We start from the raw sequence: 19,808 nt of genomic DNA, 5'->3' as shown, positions 1-19,808 counted from the left end.
ACTTTAAACACAACTACAGTTCCAAAACAAGTAAGGAGAACATACTATGACACTCTTCACGACAACAACGGTCATTACCGTTGCATTTGTACTAACAGCAATTATCGGGGCCGCCATCATCCCGTTGCTCAGAAGGCTGAAATTTGGCCAGAGCATTAGGGAGGAGGGTCCCGAAGCCCATAAGAAAAAAGCGGGCACGCCTACTATGGGTGGCCTTATTTTCCTGAGCTCCATTATCATTACGATGCTCATCCTATCATACATATTTGAAGACGTACTAACTACGCAGTCCATTGTATTGATGATTGTGCTTGCCGGTTTCGGTATAATCGGATTTCTTGACGATTTCATCATCGTCGTCATGAAGCGGAATTTAGGATTGACATCTATCCAGAAACTTATCGGGCAAATCATTATTGCTGTTATCGCCTTTTTCCTATTGAAAATGGGTCCGTTTGAAACGACAGTTTTAATTCCATTCACGGATTTCGCGATAGACCTTGGTGTTTTCTACGTCGCTTTCCTCATTTTTTGGCTCGTCGGATTTTCGAATGCTGTCAACTTATCGGATGGTCTCGATGGACTCGTTGCAGGCACTTCGACGATTGCTTTTGCCGCTTTCGGTGTGCTCGGACTTGTCTATGAGCAATATGACATCGCGACATTTGCATTCGTCGTTTCCGGTGCGATGCTAGGCTTTTTATTGTTCAATATGAAACCTGCCAAAGTATTCATGGGAGATACGGGTTCTTTGGCGCTCGGCGGAGCAATTGCGATGCTTTCGATTTTAGTTAAGCAGGAACTTCTTCTAGTCGTCATAGGCATTGTATACGTAATCGAAACATTGTCCGTTATGATCCAAGTGGCAAGCTTTAAGTTAACCGGAAAACGGGTATTTAAAATGAGTCCGATTCACCATCATTTTGAGTTGTCTGGATGGTCCGAATGGAAAATCGTCATCGTTTTTTGGGGAGTAGCATTATTAGCTGCGATGATCCCCGTACTGTGGGAGGTGATGTAAATGGGAAAGCGAATCGGGTTCAAAGGTAAGAAAGTTCTTGTTCTCGGACTTGCCAAAAGTGGTTATGCCGCGGCAGAACTATTACATTCGCTTGAGGCTGATGTAGTCGTTAATGATTCATCACCTGACAAAGGCAGTGAAGAAGCCCAAGCATTGCGGTCAAGAGGGGTTTCGGTCATTTGTGGCGGACATCCTGAAAATATTCTAGATGAAGGCTTTGATATAATCGTCAAAAATCCTGGTATCCCTTATCACAACCCAGTTATTCGCCAAGCGGTGTTAAAAGGTATCCCGGTTTGGACGGAAATCGAACTTTCTTATTTAGTAAGTGAAGCTCCAATCATCGCTATTACTGGCTCAAACGGGAAGACGACAACGACGACGTTGCTGTATCACATTTTAAATATCGGGGGCAAAAAGCCGTTAATTGCGGGGAATATCGGTACGGTAGCTTGCACTGTTGCACAACATGCAAATCCTGATGAAGTCATTGTTATGGAAGTGTCATCTTTCCAGTTGGCGGGAACGGAAAACTTCCGTCCGAAGATTTCTGTATGGACAAATTTATATGATGCACATCTCGATTACCATGGAACGAAGGAAGAATATGCCTTGGCGAAATCGAAGGTAGCAGCTAATCAGACCGAAGATGATTTCTTTATTTATAATGCCGATCAACTTGAAATGCGACCGTATATTGAAAAATCTGCGGCGCGCAAAATTCCTTTTTCATTGCAAGGGAAAAAGGCGGAAGGGATATCTGCGGATGATGAAATGATTTATTGGCAAGGCGAACCGTATATGGAAAGAGCAATTATTAAATTGCCTGGGCAACATAATCTGGAAAATATATTGGCGGCCACAGCTTCTGCGATTCTTATGGATTGCGACAAGGAAACGATCGAAAATGTACTAAGTTCCTTTACGGGAGTCCGACATCGCATGCAGTTCGTGAAAGAATTGAAAGGTAGAACAATTTATAATGACTCAAAAGCGACAAATACGTTGGCGACAAAAAGCGCCCTTTCTTCTTTTCAATCACCTGTCGTGTTAATAGCAGGCGGACTGGATAGGGGTCACTCATTTGAGGAGCTTAGACCGTATATGGGAAGAGTGAAAGCTGTTCTCGCCCTTGGAGAAACGGCTGGTCGACTCGTCGATTTCGCAGCCTCTTGCGGAGTTCCTTATGCAGTGAAAGTAGCATCGATGGAAGAAGCGGTCCAGGAAGCTTTTGCTGCCTCCTTAGAAGGCGATCAAATTATATTGTCACCAGCTTGTGCAAGTTGGGATCAATTCCCGAGCTTTGAACAACGTGGTGATGCATTTATTGAGGCTGTAATGAAACTTTAACTTTTCAACTTGGACCAATAAGACGGAAGGATGCGTTCACTGGATCAGAAATTAAAGGCTGCCTTCGTCATTTCGGCAGTGTCGTTATCATTAATCGGATTAGCTTTTGTCCATTCTGCAGGATCGTACTGGGGGCAAGTACATTATGCGGATTCTTCCCCCTTTATTGTCAAACAAGGGATTTACATGATTGTTTCCATCGTCATTGCATTTATGTTGATGAAAGGGCCGTGGACATCGAATGAATCTTTTTGGACCGCCTTTTATTACATAACAATATTGTTGTTAGTTGCTGTTATGATTCCTGGCATCGGTGTAGTGCGTAACGGTTCTCAAAGTTGGATTGCCCTCGGTCCGTTCAGCATTCAGCCTGCTGAGTTCGTTAAAGTAGCGCTTATCGGAAAGCTTGCGTGCAATATGAAGCAATCGCCGGGGAAAAATCCGTTTAGGCTAAGCCATTTTGTCCTTATATTATTACCTGCTGCATTAATTATGCTCCAACCAGATTTAGGTTCTGCGGTAATCATGATTGTCTCCGCGTTCGTTATTTTGTTTTTGGCGGGATATCCGTTGTCATTTTTCGGTGTTCTTGGCTTTGTTGGTGTCGGAGCATTCGTTGCTCTTATCGCCGCCGCGCCTTACCGGCTCGACCGAATAAAGTCGTATATTGATCCTTGGAATGATCCACTTGGTACAGGATTTCAAGGGATACAGTCGTTGTTTGCGATAGCGCCGGGTGGATTATTCGGACATGGTTATGGGAATAGCAGGCAGAAATACTTATACTTACCTGAACCGCAAAACGACTTCATATTTTCAATTATTGCTGAAGAGACAGGGTTTATCGGAGCGACGTTCATTCTTATCCTCTTTTCCGTACTCCTCTTGTCTGCTTTTGGAATTGCGATTCGCACACATGATTACAAATCATTTTTAATGACTGCAGGGATGGCCTCAATGATTATTTTTCAAACATTCCTCAATGTCGGTGTCGTGTCGGGTTTATTGCCAGTTACGGGAGTTACATTGCCATTCATCAGTTACGGCGGCTCCTCACTGCTAACGACATGGATGGCTGCGGGGACGATTTTGCATTTTGCTTTTTATAGACAACGAAGTTGAAGGGAGGGCGACACATGGATAAAGTAATAGACATCGAAGAACGGATACCATCCATGAGGGAGAAGCGGAGAAGGAAGACGAATAAAAAGTTTTTATTCATTATCGCTGTATTCTGTATCGCCCTTCTAGTACTATTGTATTTCCAATCCCCACTTAGCAAAGTGGGTGAAGTGAAAATCCACGGTGCTGAACTTTATGATGAACGTTATTACTATGAAAAGAGCGGAATTGTAGAAGGTGCCTCTTATTGGGGATTTGAGACGAAAGAAGTAGAAAGAGATCTTTTAAAACTCGAAAGCGTTAGCGCTGTTTCTGTAACGAGAAAATGGTTGAGAGATATCGACATTTCCGTAAGTGAATGGAAATCAGTCGCCTATATGGAAAATGGAGGGGACTATCGTTTACTGCTCGAAAACGGTACTCTATTCCCGGGTAGTAGGAATTACCCGAACGTCCCGATTTTGAATCATATGGACAACCCTCAACTTAGGGGGAAGGTAACGAAGCAATTAATGAAAATGGATAAAAATGTTCTGCAAATGATTTCCGAAATCATCTATACTGGGACAGAGGAGACTCCGGATACAATTATTGCGTATATGGATGATGGATATGAAGTTCATGCGATACTGCACACTTTCGCAGAGAAGATGGATTATTACCCGGACATAATAGCTCAACTTGGAGATCTTGAAAAAGGCATAGTCAATATGGAAGTAGGTATATTCTTTACACCTTATAGCGAAGTTTACGGAAAAGGTAGTATAAATGAAGGGGAAGGTGATGAAGATGGCGAAGAAAATGGGTGAGGATGACAAAAAAAGAGGAAGATACATCTTATACTCTTTCGTCTTTCTCATACTCGGTTTCATCTTCGCGTTTTCCTATCGTACGCTAGGGAAAGATAGTGGTCAAACTTCCGTCGAATCCCCTACATTTCAACAGGAGGAACAATATCGAGAAGAATTAATCGCCCAAAAGGAAAGGAATAAGCAGCTCACTGATGAAATCCAAGCGAAGCAAGGTGAGATTCGTGACTATGAAAAGTCTTTTTCTGAAAGCGAAGAAAATCATACCGTGCTAGTCGAGGAAGCGAAAGACCTTCGGCTGCTCCTAGCCATAATTCCGGCTTCCGGCCCGGGAGTTCGTGTTACTTTAAAGGACAACGATTATGATCCTGTTGTACAAAATCCGAATGACTATATTGTCCATGAAAGTCATGTACTTCGTGTTGTTAATGAACTAAAAATTTCCGGCGCACAAGGAATTGCGATAAATGGACAACGCATTTCATCCAATTCATATATTAAATGTACTGGTCCTGTTATCACGATTGACGGAAGAGCGCTTCCCGCACCTTTCGTCATCGAAGCTGTAGGCGATGCCGATGTTCTCTCTGCCTCTTTAAAACTAGGCGGCGGAGTGATTGACGGATTGGTGCATGATAATATCGTCGTCACGTTGGAACAATTAAAAGAAATTAAACTTCCCGCACTAAGGGACGAAGCATGATTAACTACGGAGGAGGGAGGATGTTCGTTGAAGAAAGCTATCAACTGGAAATTTACAATTGTCCTCCTACTAATCGGATTTATGATTGCTGTTCAATACAATACAGTTGAACATCCTAAGGAACGTGATACGAGGGATATTTGGGCAATTCGCCAAGAGTTGGCGGAAGAGAAAAAAATCCATTCAGAGCTCCTGACTGAAATTCGTGAGTTGGATAGGACGATTTCATCCTACAGAACATTAAGCGAATCGAGTGCAGGACAAGCATTAAAAGATACGGTGGACAAGCTACATAATAAGGCGGGGACGACCGATATAACGGGACCAGGCTTAACGATTGAAGTTCGTCCTTCGGTGGAAAGCATGGTGTCTGGAATACCAATCACGAGTATTTCATCCGACTTGCTTACACGTTTCGTCAATGAAGTGAATCGTTTTAAAGGTATACACATGGAAATAGACGGCAAGCGCTATACGATGTTGAGCGCTATACGTGTTATTAACGGATCGACTTCTGTCAATGGACTGAATGTCAAGACGCCTCCCTTTACGATAAAAATCATTTCGCCAACAATGTCGGATAGCGAAAAGCTTTACAATTATTTGTTGGCATCGTCCATCCATGACGATTTCTATCTCGATAATCTCGTGCTTGAAATCAAACAGCCGGAGAACGATGTGACCATTCGTGGATATCCCGATAAATTCGAAAATATCTATTTGGAAGAACTTCCGAAAGGGGAATAACAATGTGGTTGCCACTGCTAGGTTTAATACTCGGAGTTTCACTGGGACTTTTATCGGATATACAGATCCCGCAAATTTACAGCAACTATTTGTCCATCGCTGTGTTAGCTGCATTGGACACTCTTTTCGGAGGAATACGAGCACATCTTCAACAGATTTATGATGATAAGGTGTTCATTTCCGGCTTCTTCTTCAATATTGTCCTTGCAGCTGGATTAGCATTCCTCGGCGTGCATCTCGGAGTGGATTTGTATTTGGCTGCCGTATTTGCATTTGGGGTAAGGTTATTCCAAAATATAGCTGTCATAAGAAGGATTCTGCTGACGAAGTGGTCAGATCGAAGTAAAGTTTCTGAAACGAAAATTCAGGAATGAAAGGAATTGAGCATCGGATGGAGAAAATATTTAGACAATACGACTCTAATACAATAGAATGTATGATAAGGACTGTAATGGGAGGTGCCGGAAATTGAGTCAATCTACAATATATGTATCACTTGATATAGGTTCTTCGTCAGTCAAAGTACTGATCGGCGAAGTGGATGGCGGATCCCTTCACGTAATCGGAGTTGGTAACGTCCAATCTGCAGGTATTCGCAAAGGGACGATTATCGACATTGATGCAACTGTCCAATCCATCCGTAAAGCAGTAGAACAGGCCGAACGGATGACAGGTATGCAAATCCGGGACGTCATTCTAGGCATTCCTGCCAATGGCGTACATCTACAAGACGTCAAAGGTGTTGTGGCTGTTAATTCGGAGAATAGGGAAATTACCGATGATGATTTGGATCGGGTTATGAAATCAGCGCAAGTCATGTCGGTTCCGCCTGAAAGGGAAATCGTTAATATCATACCGAAGCAGTTCATAGTCGATGATTATGATGAAATAAAAGATCCTCGAGGAATGATTGGTGTCCGTCTTGAAATGGACGGTACACTTATTACGACTTCCAAAACGTTAGTGCATAATATTTTAAGATGCGTCGAGCGGGCAGGTCTTGTAATTCGAGAAATTTATTTACAACCGTTAGCTGCAGGGCAGTTTGCATTGACGGAAGATGAAATGAACCACGGTACAGCATTTATCGATATCGGTGGAGGTTCAACTACGATATCCATCTTCGGTGATAATCGTTTCATTTCAACTGCAGTCATTCCGGTAGGTGGAGACCATATTACAAAAGATTTATCGATCATCCTGAAGACACCAACAGAGCAAGCAAGAAAAATTAAACATCAATATGGACATGCATTTTACGATGACGCATCGGATGACGAACTTTTTGAAGTCCCGGTTATTGGTGCCGATTCGAAAGATCAGTATAGTCAAAGATACATATCGGAAATCATTGGTGTCCGATTGGAAGAGTTGTTCGACTTAGTTCTTGAAGAGTTGTACCGTATGGGGATCCATGATTTGCCGGGTGGTGTAGTCTTGACAGGCGGCACGACAAAGCTTGATGGGATTTTGCAACTTGCTAGACATGTATTGAAAACGAGGGTCCGCGTCCATACTCCTGAATATATCGGGGTACGTGAACCAATGTATTCGACTGCTGTAGGTCTTATCCGTTATGCTAATATGGAAGATACCTATTTTGGTATAGTAGCAGAGTCTCAAACAGCTGCTACACAGAGTGGGATGGACTATTCATCTGCATCTGCAGGAAATAAGAAGGTAGCAGTTCAAACGAAAGAGAAAAAAACAAGCTTCATTAGCAAAACTAAGAAATTTTTCGACGGTTTTTTTGAGTGACTGTCCAAATATGGTCATATAGGGATTAGGAGGAGAGAGCATGCTGGATTTTGATACAAACATCGATGCACTCGCAGTCATTAAGGTGATTGGAGTCGGTGGCGGAGGAAATAACGCGGTGAACCGCATGATTGAACATGGAGTGCAAGGTGTAGAATTTATCGCAGTGAATACGGACGCGCAAGCGCTTAATTTATCAGCAGCGGAAGTAAAATTACAGATCGGTACTAAACTGACTCGCGGTCTTGGAGCAGGTGCAAATCCTGATGTAGGAAAAAAAGCAGCTGAAGAAAGCCGTGAGCAAATCGAAGAGGCGCTTCGTGGCGCGGATATGGTGTTCGTAACAGCAGGTATGGGCGGCGGAACAGGGACAGGTGCTGCACCTGTCATCGCTCAAGTGGCAAAAGACCTTGGAGCGTTAACAGTAGGTGTCGTAACACGTCCATTCACTTTTGAAGGGCGGAAACGTCAGACGCAAGCAATCGGTGGAATTGCAGCGATGAAAGAATCTGTCGACACACTAATTGTTATTCCGAACGATAAATTATTGGAAATCGTCGATAAAAACACACCGATGCTAGAAGCATTCCGTGAAGCCGACAATGTTTTACGCCAAGGGGTTCAAGGTATTTCCGACTTGATTGCCGTTCCTGGACTTATTAACCTTGACTTTGCGGACGTGAAAACGATTATGTCGAACAAAGGATCCGCGTTAATGGGAATTGGGATGTCGACAGGTGAGAACCGTGCTGCTGAAGCTGCAAAGAAAGCCATTTCAAGCCCACTTCTAGAAACGTCGATTGACGGAGCAAAAGGTGTATTAATGAACATTACGGGCGGTTCTAACTTGAGCTTGTTCGAAGTTCAAGAGGCTGCGGATATCGTAGCTTCCGCTTCCGATGAGGACGTTAATATGATCTTCGGTTCTGTTATTAATGATGAGTTAAAAGATGAAATTGTTGTTACAGTTATTGCTACAGGGTTCAACGAGGAGCAATTGAATCAGCCGAAACCTTCTAGAACTCCTGGATTCGGAACGCAACGTCAACGTGAGCCACAGACTGTACAAACGACTCATACTCGTCGAGAAGAGCCGCAGACGCAATTCCAGCAGCCTGAGCCGACACGACAACAGCAGAGCCATCAGCAAGAGGACACGTTAGATATTCCTACTTTCTTGCGTAATCGCCAAAGAAGATAATCAAACTAAAAAACAAAACTCTCCAGCCGTCCATTAGGACATGCTGGAGAGTTTTTTTAGTTCTGTATCTGACCATAATTATATGTAGTAGCTCGCGACATATTGGAATTCAACCGCAAAATGTTGTCACTACCACTGCTAATTATGTCGAATATTTACTATATTTTTTCTCTTGTTCCGACAAACATTGCAGTATGGCAGTGTTATCCTTACGTACAAGGAGGGCGGGCTGATGTATGGGGAACTCATTGTTAGTATTAATATGGTTTTTAACTATGCAATTTTGTCTTTTGCAAATCGGATGGTCAAGGCACAAGCTTCAAGGCTACGTCTATTACTTGCCTCCTTTGTCGGTGCGCTACCTGTAACAATTTTCCCTAATTCCCATATCGCCATCTTCATAGCTTTCAGTGTCATGATTATTTCTGCCTTTGGAATTTCAATCGCGTCTATCGGCAACCCCGCGGTCATTGTATTGATCGGTGCCCTTTTCGCCGGGGGAGCATTAACCGTTTTCACGGATAAGTTTATGTTTTCGGATTCCAAAGCGACTGTATTCATAAGTGCACTTTTAGCGTATGTATTGCTTTATTTATTTAAAACGAAATGGTTGGATGTCAGAATGGCTCGGCAACTGTCGTCCTATTCAGTGGCTTCGGTGTTGTCAATTTGGAATAAAACAATTTCCATTCCTTGTTTTATTGATACAGGAAACCGTTGTACAGAACCGCTTACTGGAGAACCTGTGCATTTCGTGTCATTCAAGTCTGTAGAACGCTCGATTCCTGAGGAGTTGAAAGAAGCCTTGCTTGTATGGAAAACAGAAGACATTCCTCAACTTTCAACATTTCCGAAGCACTACCAAAAAAGCTTACGACTCATCCGGCTGCAAACAGTTCAAGGAGCCTCTTGGGCGGTCGGCATTAAATTCGATAGATGGGTCATCGGAGAAGGGAGTGAGCTGCCGGCAGGTTATATCGTCTTTACAAAACAGGATAACCGTTATCCGGAAGGGGCAAACGCTATTTTGCATGCCTCTGCATTGGAATCCATTACGAACGAAAGGGGAACTCATCATGTTGCACGAACTTAAAAAATGGCTATCGATCGTCAAGAGCTTCTTCAATCGAAAAAAGAGTGGTACGTATTATATAGGCGGCCATGAATCGCTTCCAAAGCCATTATCTCGAGAAGAAGAGGCTATCGCGATTCGGGCTTTCATGGAAGGAGATATGGATGCCAGAGATACGCTTATAGAAAAGAATCTTAGGCTCGTTGTTTATATTGCCCGTCGGTTTGATAATACGAATACCCATATTGAAGATTTAATTAGTATTGGGACAATCGGACTTATAAAAGCGATCGAAACGTTTAAAAGCGATCGTAATATTAAATTGGCGACATATGCTTCAAGATGTATTGAAAATGAGATTCTTATGCATTTGAGAAAAACGAACCGAACTCGTTCCGAAATTTCATTTGATGAACCGTTAAATTCAGATGCGGATGGCAATGAGCTATTGCTCTCTGATATTTTAGGGACTGATGAGCATATTATCATTGATGACGTTGAGAAGAAATTAGAAAGACAACATATGATTGAAGCAATTAGCACATTGGATGAGCGAGAAAAATATATAATGGAATGCCGCTTTGGACTAACCGGACGACTCGAAATGACGCAAAAGGAAGTAGCAGAACTTCTTGGCATTTCACAGTCTTATATTTCCCGGCTAGAAAAGAAAATCATCTCCGAATTACGTGATCGATTGAATCATCCAATTGCATGATGGTTGAAATTACCGAATTCGAATTCGCATATTCCGCAAAACAGAGGACAAACTATTTTCTACAGTCATCTACAGAATGCGGAGGAAAAGCGAATGATGCGTACAAGAGTGGAAATTTGCGGTGTCGATACGTCCAATTTGCCATTACTGACGAATGAAGTGATGAAAGAAACGTTTATCCGGCTTCAAAATGGTGACGAATCGGCAAGGGAAGAGCTTGTAATAGGGAACTTGCGATTAGTATTAAGCCTCGTTCAAAGATTCGCTTATAGGGGGGAGCAGGCAGACGATCTTTTTCAAGTAGGCTGCATCGGATTATTAAAGTCCATTGACAATTTCGATCTAAAACATAACGTCCGGTTTTCAACATACGCCGTCCCGATGATCATCGGTGAAATTAAAAGACATTTGAGGGATCACCATGCCATTAGGGTGTCCAGATCGCTCCGGGATATAGCCTATAAAGCAATTAAGGCAAAAGAACAATTTGTAAATGAACATCAGAAGGAACCTAGGATATCCGATTTAGCAGAAGTGACGGGAATTCCGGAAGATGATATTTTGTTCGCTTTAGACGCGATACAAGATCCGATGTCCCTTCACGAACCGATGAACGGCGATGGCGGTGATCCAGTATATATTATGGATCAGTTGCAGGATAAAAAAGTTTCAGAAGAGCGTTGGCTAACGTATGTATCTGTAAAAGAAACGGTTTCTGGCATGACAGAGAGACAGCAGCTCATTCTTTCAAAACGGTTCTATTTAGGACAGACACAAACTGAAATAGCAAAAGAACTAGGCATTTCCCAAGCTCAAATTTCAAGATTGGAGAAAAATGCGATTCAAATTATTAGAGATGGAATGGAAAATAAATAATCAATCAGAAAACGCAATGCCTAGGCATTGCGTTTTTTGGGGCGATTGTGCATACCATGTAGAAAGGAATATTTTGATGCCTAAAAACCGGGCTGATGCTTTCCGTTCCAGCGCTCGCTTTCCGCGGGCGTTGCCTCAGCCAATCGAACAGCGAAGGGTTCGATTTGCCGTATTTCTGCGTTCTTTGCAGAAATTAAGGCATCCTCCACTGAGTTGTGCTCGTAACGCTACGCTTTTACTCGCAAAAGCCGTTCCATGTGACGGCTTTCGCAGGAGTCTCGCGCCTGCACTCCAAGCATCAGTTGCTAGGTAATAAAAAGTTATTAACAATAGAAATTTAGTATGGGTAGCTTTTAAAAAGGATATCCATAAATTAAGTTACTATTAATTTGTTGATTGAAGCGGAAGGCGGCGACTCCTGCGGGAAAGCGGGACAGGGGAGACCCCGCAGGTAGCGTAGCGGACGAGGGGGCTCACCGCCCGCCCGCGGAAAGCGTCCGCCTGGAGCGAAAATCAACTAATGTTTATAGAAAGGAGGGAATGACTATGCGTTTTTCAGATTTGCAGAAAAAAGAAGTGATTGAAGTGAAAAAGGGATCGTTTCTAGGATTCGTGCAAGACGCGACGATTGATATGAAAAACGGTAAAATTGACGTTCTCCAAATTGGAGGAGCAGAACGATCCCTGTTTTTAGAATCAAAAATGAAAGATTTGAAACAAGTCAAGTATGATGACGTCCTTACAATTGGAAAAGACATCGTATTAGTAGGTAAAAAGACTGATAAATGAAGACTTATCATTGATATGTGTCCATTCAATTGGTACAATAAAGCAAAGTAAGCAGAAAAGTAGTGATTTTAATGGACACACTTCAACAACGTATGCAAAAAATAGAAGAAGAAATACAAGCAGCTTGCGACCGTTCAGGAAGAAAACGTCAAGATGTGACGATCGTGGCGGTGACAAAGCAAGTATCCGCTGACAGAGCACGTGAAGTTATGGAACTCGGCATTACGGACCTTGGCGAAAACCGGCCGGAAGGACTTCTTGCAAAACAGGAAAGCATCGAATCAGAAAATCTTAGCTGGCATTTCATCGGTAATGTGCAGAGTAGGAAAGTGAAGGACATTATTAATCAAGTCGATTTCCTACATTCACTTGATCGTCTCAGCATTGCAAAGGAAATTCAAAAACGCGCAACAGTACCAGTTGATTGCTTCGTTCAAGTGAATGTTTCTGGCGAGGAGTCGAAATCCGGAATAGAGCCTACTAACTTGGAAGAGTTTATCATCCAGTTGGCTGAATATGATAAAATACGAGTAGCGGGCTTGATGACGATGGCACCTTATACAGAGAATGAGGAATGGATCCGGACGATTTTCCGCTCGTTGCGTAGCCTTCGAGACCAAATCGCAGCTAAAAACTTGGATCATGCACCATGCGCATTATTATCTATGGGTATGTCGAATGACTATACAATTGCAATCGAAGAAGGTGCAACTCACGTTAGAATCGGAACCGCATTAGTCGGAACGGAGAGCGAGGGAGACGAATGAGTATAAAAAGACGATTCGAAAAATGGTTTTATCTTGATGAAGAAGAGGAATTTCAGCAAGAGCAGCCTGCCCGAGAACAACAACCTACTCAAGAGCAACAGCCGAGAAGAGCAGTTGCAAGAAGGCCGCAAGCTGCAGAAACTCAGCAACAGCCAGGGACAGTTGTAAGTTTGCAGAGCATCCAAAAATCTTCGAAGGTTGTTCTTTTTGAACCTCGTGTCTATGCAGAAGCACAAGACATTTCGGAGCATTTAAAGAATAAAAGGGCCGTTGTCGTTAATTTACAAAGGATCGAGCGCGACCAAGGGATTCGCATCGTCGATTTCCTAAGTGGTACCGTCTATGCACTTGGCGGGGATATACAACGGATTGGAACTGATATTTTCTTATGCGTTCCGGAGAACGTAGAAGTAGCAGGGACCATTTCGGATTTTTTTGAAAGATAGAATTGGATGAGGTGTACAGATGGGACTAATAGAAATAATTACTTTGCTTTTTTCGCTCATAGTAAGGGCAATAGACATTTACTTGATACTCCTCATTATTTATATTTTAATGTCGTGGGTGCCTGCATCAAGGGAAACGAAGTTTGGAAGGTTGTTGGGGAAAATAACAGAGCCTTATTTAGGGTTTTTCCGTAAGTTCATTCCGCCTCTCGGTATGATTGATATTTCGCCGATTGTCGCAATCTTCGTTTTGAACTATTTGATTTCTAGCGGGGTACGGGAAGTATATCGATTGATCATCGCCTCACTTATGTGAGGTTTTTTTATAAGGGTCGCTAAGGAGATATTTCAACATGGATTCGATCGTACAACATTTTAGAAAAGACGAACAGCCGTTCATTGAAACGGTAATGGGGTGGGCTCGTGAAGTGGAGGATACATATTCTCCAAAACTCACCGGCTTTCTTGACCCGAGACAGATGTTCATTGTAAGCTCTGTCGTCAGAAGTACGGGATTGCAATACCGGGCTTATGGAGCATTTCTTGAGCCGGAACGGCAAAGAGGACTTATTTACCCCGATTATTACGAACCGGATGATGAGGATTTTCAAGTGTCTCTGTTTACGGTAAAGTATCCTTCAAAATTCATGACGCTTGAGCACCGGGATATTTTAGGCTCCCTTATGGCGCTTGGCATCGACCGTTCCAAGTTCGGAGATATCCGTTTGGAAGGAGATGTCGCTCAGTTCGCTGCTGCAGAGGAAATGAAAGATTATATCATTGCCAATTTAACGTCGATCGGCAAATCAAAAGTTCGGGTCGAAGAGCTCGAGTCATCTGATGAACTGATCGTAATGTCGGAGTCTTGGAAAGAAGAGCTCCATACAATTAGCTCATTGCGCCTTGACTCGCTAGTTGCCTCGTTAGTAAATTGTCCGCGTCCAAAAGCCGTCGCACTCATTCAAAATGATAAAGTGAAAGTGAATCATGTCATACGTGATCAGCAATCATTTGAAGTGAATGAGTTGGACATCCTTTCAATTAGAGGGGCAGGTCGTTTTAAAATTATGTCCATTGAAGGAAGAACGCGAAAAGACAAAATACGGTTGTTAATTGGTAGGTTAGAATGATTTTTCAGACAGTCAGTTGAAAAACTACTGTTTTATCTGTTGTAGGTATGTATAATAGGGGATAGATGATTTACTTGAAAAGGAGGAACAGCAGATGGCATTGTCACCACTTGATATACATAATAAAGAATTTAGCCGTGGCTTCCGTGGGTACGATGAAGATGAAGTGAACGAGTTTCTCGAACAAATCATGAAAGATTATGAAAATGTGTTGGAAGAGAATAAATCGTTGAAAAACAGTTTGAAGGAAACGAAAGAAAAAGTTTCCCATTTCAACTCAATTGAAGAGACGTTACAGAAATCAATTTTGATTGCCCAAGAAGCGGCTGAAGATGTTAGAAGAAACTCGAAGCAAGAATCGAAATTGATCATTAAAGAAGCAGAAAAAAATGCGGACCGTATTGTGAATGAAGCACTGTCACGCGCCCGTAAAATTGCGATGGAAATCGAGGACTTGAAAAAACAATCAAAAGTGTTCAGAAACCGCTTCCGCATGCTAATTGAAGCTCAACTTGACATGATTACTACAGATGATTGGGAAAAACTTCTTGAGTATGAGCCGGAAACTGAACATCTTGAATCCGCAGCGGAGAGAGAATGACGCAGAAGCTTGACATTCTAACGCAATCACACATATAATAATGAACACATAAGCAGGAACAGGCGTTGACAGAGACAGTACTTTCCGATAATTCTAGCGTAGCGAGCCGGGGGCGGTGGGAGCCTGGTCTGAAGCGGAAACGAAAATCACTCCAGAGCCGGATTGCCGAAAATCAATCCCGGATGCACCCCGTTATGGTGTTCTGAGCGGTAGTATGATTTATCATGCTGCAACTAGGGTGGTAACGCGAGAATGATTCCTCGTCCCTTTCATGGGACGGGGTTTTTTTATTTTCAAAGGAGGAATAAATATGGATTACAAAGACACGTTGCTCATGCCGAAAACGGAATTTCCGATGCGTGGCAACTTACCGAACAAAGAACCCGAAATGCAAGCGAAATGGGAAGAAATGGATATTTATGAAAAAGTGCAAAAACGTACGGAAGGACGCCCGTTTTTCGTCCTTCATGACGGACCGCCTTATGCAAATGGCGACTTGCACATGGGTCACGCTCTAAATAAAGTACTAAAAGACATGATCGTTCGCCATAAATCGATGACAGGCTTCCACGCGCCATATGTACCGGGCTGGGATACGCATGGTCTTCCGATCGAGCAAGCGCTTGTGAACAAAGGCGTTAAGCGGAAAGAGCATTCTGTAGCGGAATTTAGAAAAATGTGCGAGGAATACGCGTACAGCCAAATTGATAGCCAACGCTCTCAATTTAAACGGATTGGTGTTCGAGGCAATTGGGATAATCCGTACATTACATTAAAACCTGAATTCGAAGCAAGGCAAATTCAAGTGTTTGGTGAAATGGCGAAGAAGGGCTATATTTACAAAGGTTTGAAGCCAGTCTACTGGTCGCCTTCAAGCGAATCAGCACTAGCTGAGGCAGAAATTGAATACAAGGATAAAAAATCTCCTTCTATTTACGTTGCATTTCCGATTAAAGATGGCCTCGGTGTTGTCGAGGAAGATGTTCGGATTGTCATCTGGACGACGACTCCATGGACAATTCCTGCGAACCTCGGAATTTCGGTTCATCCTGAATTCACATACGCAATCGTTAACGTGGACGGAAATAAGTTCCTCTTAGCGAAAGACCTCGTTGAGTTCGTTGCGAAAGAGATCGGTTGGGAGTCATATGAAGTTGTATCTGAACTAAAAGGGACAGATTTGGAAAGGGTAATTGCAAAGCACCCGTTCTATGACCGTGATTCCCTTGTCATGCTTGGAGAGCACGTTACGGCTGAGGCTGGAACGGGTTGTGTTCACACCGCTCCTGGACATGGTGAAGATGACTTCTACGTATCGAAAGAATACGGAATTGATGCATTGTCACCTATTAATGATCGAGGTGTCATGACAGACGAAGCTCCTGGCTTTGAAGGGCTCTTTTATGAAGATGCGAATAAAGAAGTGACGAAAAAGTTAGATGAAGAGGGAGCACTCTTGAAGCTTTCATTCATCACTCACTCGTATCCGCATGATTGGCGTACGAAGAAACCGGTTATTTACCGCGCGACTGCTCAATGGTTTGCGTCCATTCAATCGTTCCGCGAAGAGTTGCTCGAAGCAATTCGCAAAACGAAGTTCACTCCTTCATGGGGCGAGACGCGTTTGTACAATATGGTGCGTGACCGTGGTGATTGGTGTATTTCCCGCCAACGTGTATGGGGCGTTCCAATTCCAGTGTTTTATGCGGAAAACGGAGAAGCAATCCTTACCGATGAAACGATTGAACATGTTGCTAAGCTGTTCAGAGAGCACGGTTCAAACATTTGGTTTGAATGGAATGCGAAGGAGCTTCTTCCAGAAGGCTTCAAACATGAAGGTAGCCCGAACGGTCAGTTTTCAAAAGAGACGGATATTATGGACGTTTGGTTCGATTCCGGCTCCACACACCAAGGTGTATTAGTGGAAAGAGACGACCTCGTCTATCCAGCAGATTTGTATTTGGAAGGATCAGACCAATACCGTGGTTGGTTTAACTCATCGTTGACGACAAGTGTTGCCATCAATGGAATTGCTCCATATAAAGGGCTATTGAGCCACGGGTTCACTTTGGATGGGGAAGGACGTAAAATGAGTAAATCGCTCGGTAACGTCATCGTTCCAGCAAAAGTGATGAATCAACTAGGTGCTGATATTCTTCGTCTTTGGGTTTCATCCGTCGATTATACGGCAGATGTACGTGTTTCCGATTCGAATTTCAAGCAAGTGTCCGAAGTATACCGTAAGTTCCGTAATACGCTTCGCTTCTTGCATGGAAACGTTGCAGATTTCAATCCGACTACTGACCGTGTTGCGTTTGAAGATATGCGCCCAATCGACCAATACGTCTATGTAAAGCTTCAAGATTTAATTAATGAAGTGCTTGAATCATACGAGAAATATGAATTCGCGGGCGTTTATCACGCAGTGAATAATTTCTGTACAGGCGAATTAAGCTCATTCTATCTAGATATTGCAAAAGACGTCGTCTATATCGAAGGTGCAGATCATCCGCACCGCCGTGCGATGCAAACTGTTATGTATGATTCGCTTCTTGCTTTGTTGAAGCTTTTGACGCCAATTATTCCACATACGACGGATGAATTGTGGGCATTCCTTGCGCATGTCGAAGAGGAAAGCGTTCAGCTGACTGACATGCCAGAAGCGGAAGACCTTGGAGAACACGCAGCCGCACTTCGCGAGCGTTTCAGCAAATTGATGCTTGTGCGTGACGATGTATTGAAGGCGCTTGAAGAAGCAAGGAACGCAAAAGTAATCGGGAAATCGCTCGAGGCGAAAGTAACGGTTGCATTGCCAGAAAAAATGGCTGGTATTTTGACGGCTGACGATATCGATTATGCACAATTCTTCATCGTTTCGAAATTCCAAGAAGGCGTAGAAGGTAAATTAGCTTCAGGTGCACTACAGCTAGACTATGCAACTGTCCTCGTTGAGAAAGCGGACGGAGAAAAATGTGATCGTTGTTGGACAATTTCCGAAACAGTCGGAACAGACACAGATCACCCGGCAGTTTGCTCACGTTGTGCTGAAGTTGTGAAGAAATATTATTCATAAGTAATTTGGTAAAGGCTGTTTGTAACTGTGGCTATACTCCATAGTTGCAAACAGTCTTTTTCTTTTCTTAGGGTGCACGTCAATTTCATGATAATGATCGTTTTGTGGTAAGATGGAACAGAAACTGTCGGACGGGGGTTTTTGGATTGATACTATATTATGGATTAGCTGTATTATTAATATTGCTCGATCAACTGACAAAATGGCTTGTTGTACAAAACATGAATCTTGGGCAACGGATCCCAATTACTGAACCTTATTTGGCTCTCCTGTCACACCGAAACAAAGGCGCTGCATGGGGGATGCTGGAAGGGCAAATGTGGTTATTTTATATCGTCACAATACTTGTTGTCGTCGGCATCATCTATTTTTTTCATAAGGAAGCGAAAGGTAGTAAATTACTGAGCATCAGCCTCATGTTTCTATTAGGCGGAGCAATCGGTAACTTCATCGATCGATTATGGCGGAAAGAAGTTGTCGATTTTATCGATGTCCTCATCCCAATTATTAATTATGATTTCCCGATTTTTAACGTAGCAGATGCTGCATTGACAGTAGGTGTCGCACTCATTATTATTCACGTCATTATTGACGAAAAAAAGAACAAGAAAAAGGTGGCATAATGGAACCAGTCGAAATTGTAATAACAGAAGAGCATGAAAAAGGTAGAATCGATAAAGTTTTAACGGATATTAATGCAGATTGGTCACGTACGCAAATCCAGCAATGGGTGAAGGATGGGGCTGTTCTCGTAAATGAAAAAACTGTAAAGCCAAACTACAAAGTAAAAAATGGCGATATTATCGAAGTAATAGAACCTGAAGCAGTTGAACTTGACATCGTGGCAGAAGATCTCAATTTAGAAATCGTTTATGAAGATGCGGATGTACTTGTCGTGAATAAGCCTCGCGGAATGGTTGTCCATCCGGCTCCAGGACACGCTTCGGGAACTCTCGTGAATGGTTTGATGCATCAAGTGAAAGACCTTTCGGGAATTAACGGCGTCATGCGTCCGGGAATTGTCCATCGGATTGACAAAGATACATCAGGCTTACTTATGGTCGCTAAAAACGATCAGGCGCACATTTCGCTCGTCGATCAGCTCGTTGAGAAATCGGTGACACGCGTTTATACGGCACTCGTTCATGGCCATATTCCACATGATCAAGGAACGATTGACGCACCAATCGGAAGAGACTCGAAAGACCGGCAAAGTATGACCGTTACAGATAAAGGGAAACATGCAATTACTCATTTTAAAGTGTTAGACCGTTTTGGTGATTTTACGTTAGTGGAATGCCGCCTAGAAACGGGGAGGACTCACCAAATACGTGTGCATATGAAATACATCGGTTATCCACTTGCAGGGGATCCGAAGTATGGGCCAAAGAAAACAATCGACTTTGATGGCCAAGTATTGCATGCTGGAACAGTTGGCTTCAAACACCCACGCACTGGGGATTACATGGAGTTCACACAACCTTTGCCGAATGACTTTAAAACTTTGATTGAAAAAATAAAATGATAAACCGTTGACAAAGCGAAAACGGGCAACTATACTAAGTTATGAAATGAATAGCGATACCTTTAAAGTCAGTCCAGAGAGGCTGGGAAGGTTGCACGGA

21 protein-coding genes and 1 other annotated feature are annotated in these 19,808 nt (G+C 42.9%); all 21 genes read left to right on the top strand.

From position 1 onward, the window contains the following. Window positions 1-46: 46 nt before the first annotated feature. Window positions 47-1,021 carry a phospho-N-acetylmuramoyl-pentapeptide-transferase gene (gene mraY, locus QM454_RS15445; protein ID WP_432359490.1) on the top strand — a complete coding sequence of 325 codons (975 nt, stop codon included), beginning with the start codon at window positions 47-49 and terminating at the stop codon, window positions 1,019-1,021. Then, complete coding sequence (gene murD / locus QM454_RS15440; RefSeq protein WP_432359488.1) at window positions 1,022-2,371, top strand: UDP-N-acetylmuramoyl-L-alanine--D-glutamate ligase; 1,350 nt, start codon at window positions 1,022-1,024, stop codon at window positions 2,369-2,371. 30 nt (window positions 2,372-2,401) lie between these two features. Then, window positions 2,402-3,493 carry a putative lipid II flippase FtsW gene (gene ftsW, locus QM454_RS15435; RefSeq protein WP_432359486.1) on the top strand — a complete coding sequence of 364 codons (1,092 nt, stop codon included), beginning with the start codon at window positions 2,402-2,404 and terminating at the stop codon, window positions 3,491-3,493. A 14-nt stretch (window positions 3,494-3,507) separates the two neighbouring features. Continuing rightward, window positions 3,508-4,302, top strand: a complete 795-nt coding sequence (locus QM454_RS15430) for a cell division protein FtsQ/DivIB (RefSeq protein WP_432359484.1) — start codon at window positions 3,508-3,510, stop codon at window positions 4,300-4,302. Next, window positions 4,283-5,005, top strand: a complete 723-nt coding sequence (locus tag QM454_RS15425) for a DUF881 domain-containing protein (protein WP_432359483.1) — start codon at window positions 4,283-4,285, stop codon at window positions 5,003-5,005. Before QM454_RS15430 ends, QM454_RS15425 begins: the two co-directional genes overlap by 20 nt. 27 nt (window positions 5,006-5,032) lie before the next feature. Further along, window positions 5,033-5,752, top strand: coding sequence for a DUF881 domain-containing protein (locus QM454_RS15420; RefSeq protein ID WP_432359481.1), 720 nt, complete (start codon window positions 5,033-5,035; stop codon window positions 5,750-5,752). A 2-nt stretch (window positions 5,753-5,754) separates the two neighbouring features. Further along, window positions 5,755-6,126 (top strand): small basic family protein, encoded by a 372-nt coding sequence (locus tag QM454_RS15415; RefSeq protein WP_432359479.1) that lies wholly within the window; start codon window positions 5,755-5,757, stop codon window positions 6,124-6,126. Between the two features lie 94 nt (window positions 6,127-6,220). Beyond that, on the top strand, window positions 6,221-7,510 hold the full coding sequence (gene ftsA, locus QM454_RS15410; protein ID WP_432359477.1) for a cell division protein FtsA: 1,290 nt from the start codon (window positions 6,221-6,223) through the stop codon (window positions 7,508-7,510). A gap of 40 nt (window positions 7,511-7,550) precedes the next feature. Continuing rightward, window positions 7,551-8,711 carry a cell division protein FtsZ gene (ftsZ, locus tag QM454_RS15405; RefSeq protein ID WP_432359476.1) on the top strand — a complete coding sequence of 387 codons (1,161 nt, stop codon included), beginning with the start codon at window positions 7,551-7,553 and terminating at the stop codon, window positions 8,709-8,711. A 232-nt stretch (window positions 8,712-8,943) separates the two neighbouring features. Then, window positions 8,944-9,804, top strand: a complete 861-nt coding sequence (locus QM454_RS15400) for a sigma-E processing peptidase SpoIIGA (RefSeq protein WP_432359474.1) — start codon at window positions 8,944-8,946, stop codon at window positions 9,802-9,804. Next, window positions 9,788-10,501, top strand: coding sequence for an RNA polymerase sporulation sigma factor SigE (sigE, locus tag QM454_RS15395; RefSeq protein ID WP_432359472.1), 714 nt, complete (start codon window positions 9,788-9,790; stop codon window positions 10,499-10,501). The genes QM454_RS15400 and sigE overlap by 17 nt, the downstream gene beginning before the upstream one ends. Window positions 10,502-10,597: 96 nt before the next feature. Beyond that, the gene (gene sigG / locus QM454_RS15390; RefSeq protein ID WP_432364053.1) at window positions 10,598-11,377 is read left to right on the top strand and encodes an RNA polymerase sporulation sigma factor SigG; all 780 of its coding nucleotides are present in this window, start codon (window positions 10,598-10,600) and stop codon (window positions 11,375-11,377) included. 546 nt (window positions 11,378-11,923) lie between these two features. Then, complete coding sequence (locus tag QM454_RS15385; protein ID WP_432359470.1) at window positions 11,924-12,166, top strand: PRC-barrel domain-containing protein; 243 nt, start codon at window positions 11,924-11,926, stop codon at window positions 12,164-12,166. A gap of 71 nt (window positions 12,167-12,237) precedes the next feature. Next, window positions 12,238-12,933 (top strand): YggS family pyridoxal phosphate-dependent enzyme, encoded by a 696-nt coding sequence (locus QM454_RS15380; RefSeq protein ID WP_432359468.1) that lies wholly within the window; start codon window positions 12,238-12,240, stop codon window positions 12,931-12,933. After that, complete coding sequence (locus tag QM454_RS15375; RefSeq protein ID WP_432359466.1) at window positions 12,930-13,379, top strand: cell division protein SepF; 450 nt, start codon at window positions 12,930-12,932, stop codon at window positions 13,377-13,379. The genes QM454_RS15380 and QM454_RS15375 overlap by 4 nt, the downstream gene beginning before the upstream one ends. Before the next feature lie 19 nt (window positions 13,380-13,398). After that, on the top strand, window positions 13,399-13,695 hold the full coding sequence (locus QM454_RS15370) for a YggT family protein (RefSeq protein WP_432359465.1): 297 nt from the start codon (window positions 13,399-13,401) through the stop codon (window positions 13,693-13,695). A 37-nt stretch (window positions 13,696-13,732) separates the two neighbouring features. Then, complete coding sequence (locus QM454_RS15365) at window positions 13,733-14,509, top strand: RNA-binding protein (RefSeq protein ID WP_432359463.1); 777 nt, start codon at window positions 13,733-13,735, stop codon at window positions 14,507-14,509. Window positions 14,510-14,603: 94 nt separating this feature from the next. After that, on the top strand, window positions 14,604-15,110 hold the full coding sequence (locus QM454_RS15360; protein ID WP_432359461.1) for a DivIVA domain-containing protein: 507 nt from the start codon (window positions 14,604-14,606) through the stop codon (window positions 15,108-15,110). 56 nt (window positions 15,111-15,166) lie between these two features. Further along, window positions 15,167-15,381, top strand: a binding site (T-box leader). 39 nt (window positions 15,382-15,420) lie between these two features. Then, the gene (gene ileS, locus QM454_RS15355) at window positions 15,421-18,183 is read left to right on the top strand and encodes an isoleucine--tRNA ligase (RefSeq protein WP_432359459.1); all 2,763 of its coding nucleotides are present in this window, start codon (window positions 15,421-15,423) and stop codon (window positions 18,181-18,183) included. Window positions 18,184-18,329: 146 nt separating this feature from the next. After that, on the top strand, window positions 18,330-18,806 hold the full coding sequence (gene lspA, locus QM454_RS15350; protein ID WP_432359457.1) for a signal peptidase II: 477 nt from the start codon (window positions 18,330-18,332) through the stop codon (window positions 18,804-18,806). Then, window positions 18,803-19,708 carry an RluA family pseudouridine synthase gene (locus QM454_RS15345; RefSeq protein ID WP_432364051.1) on the top strand — a complete coding sequence of 302 codons (906 nt, stop codon included), beginning with the start codon at window positions 18,803-18,805 and terminating at the stop codon, window positions 19,706-19,708. Before lspA ends, QM454_RS15345 begins: the two co-directional genes overlap by 4 nt. The last annotated feature ends 100 nt before the right edge of the window (window positions 19,709-19,808 follow it).

This window comes from Sporosarcina sp. UB5 (assembly GCF_050859005.1).
In the GTDB taxonomy this organism is placed as follows: domain Bacteria; phylum Bacillota; class Bacilli; order Bacillales_A; family Planococcaceae; genus Sporosarcina.
Note: the sequence above shows the minus strand (reverse complement) of the source record. Positions and strands in the feature narration are given on the sequence as shown.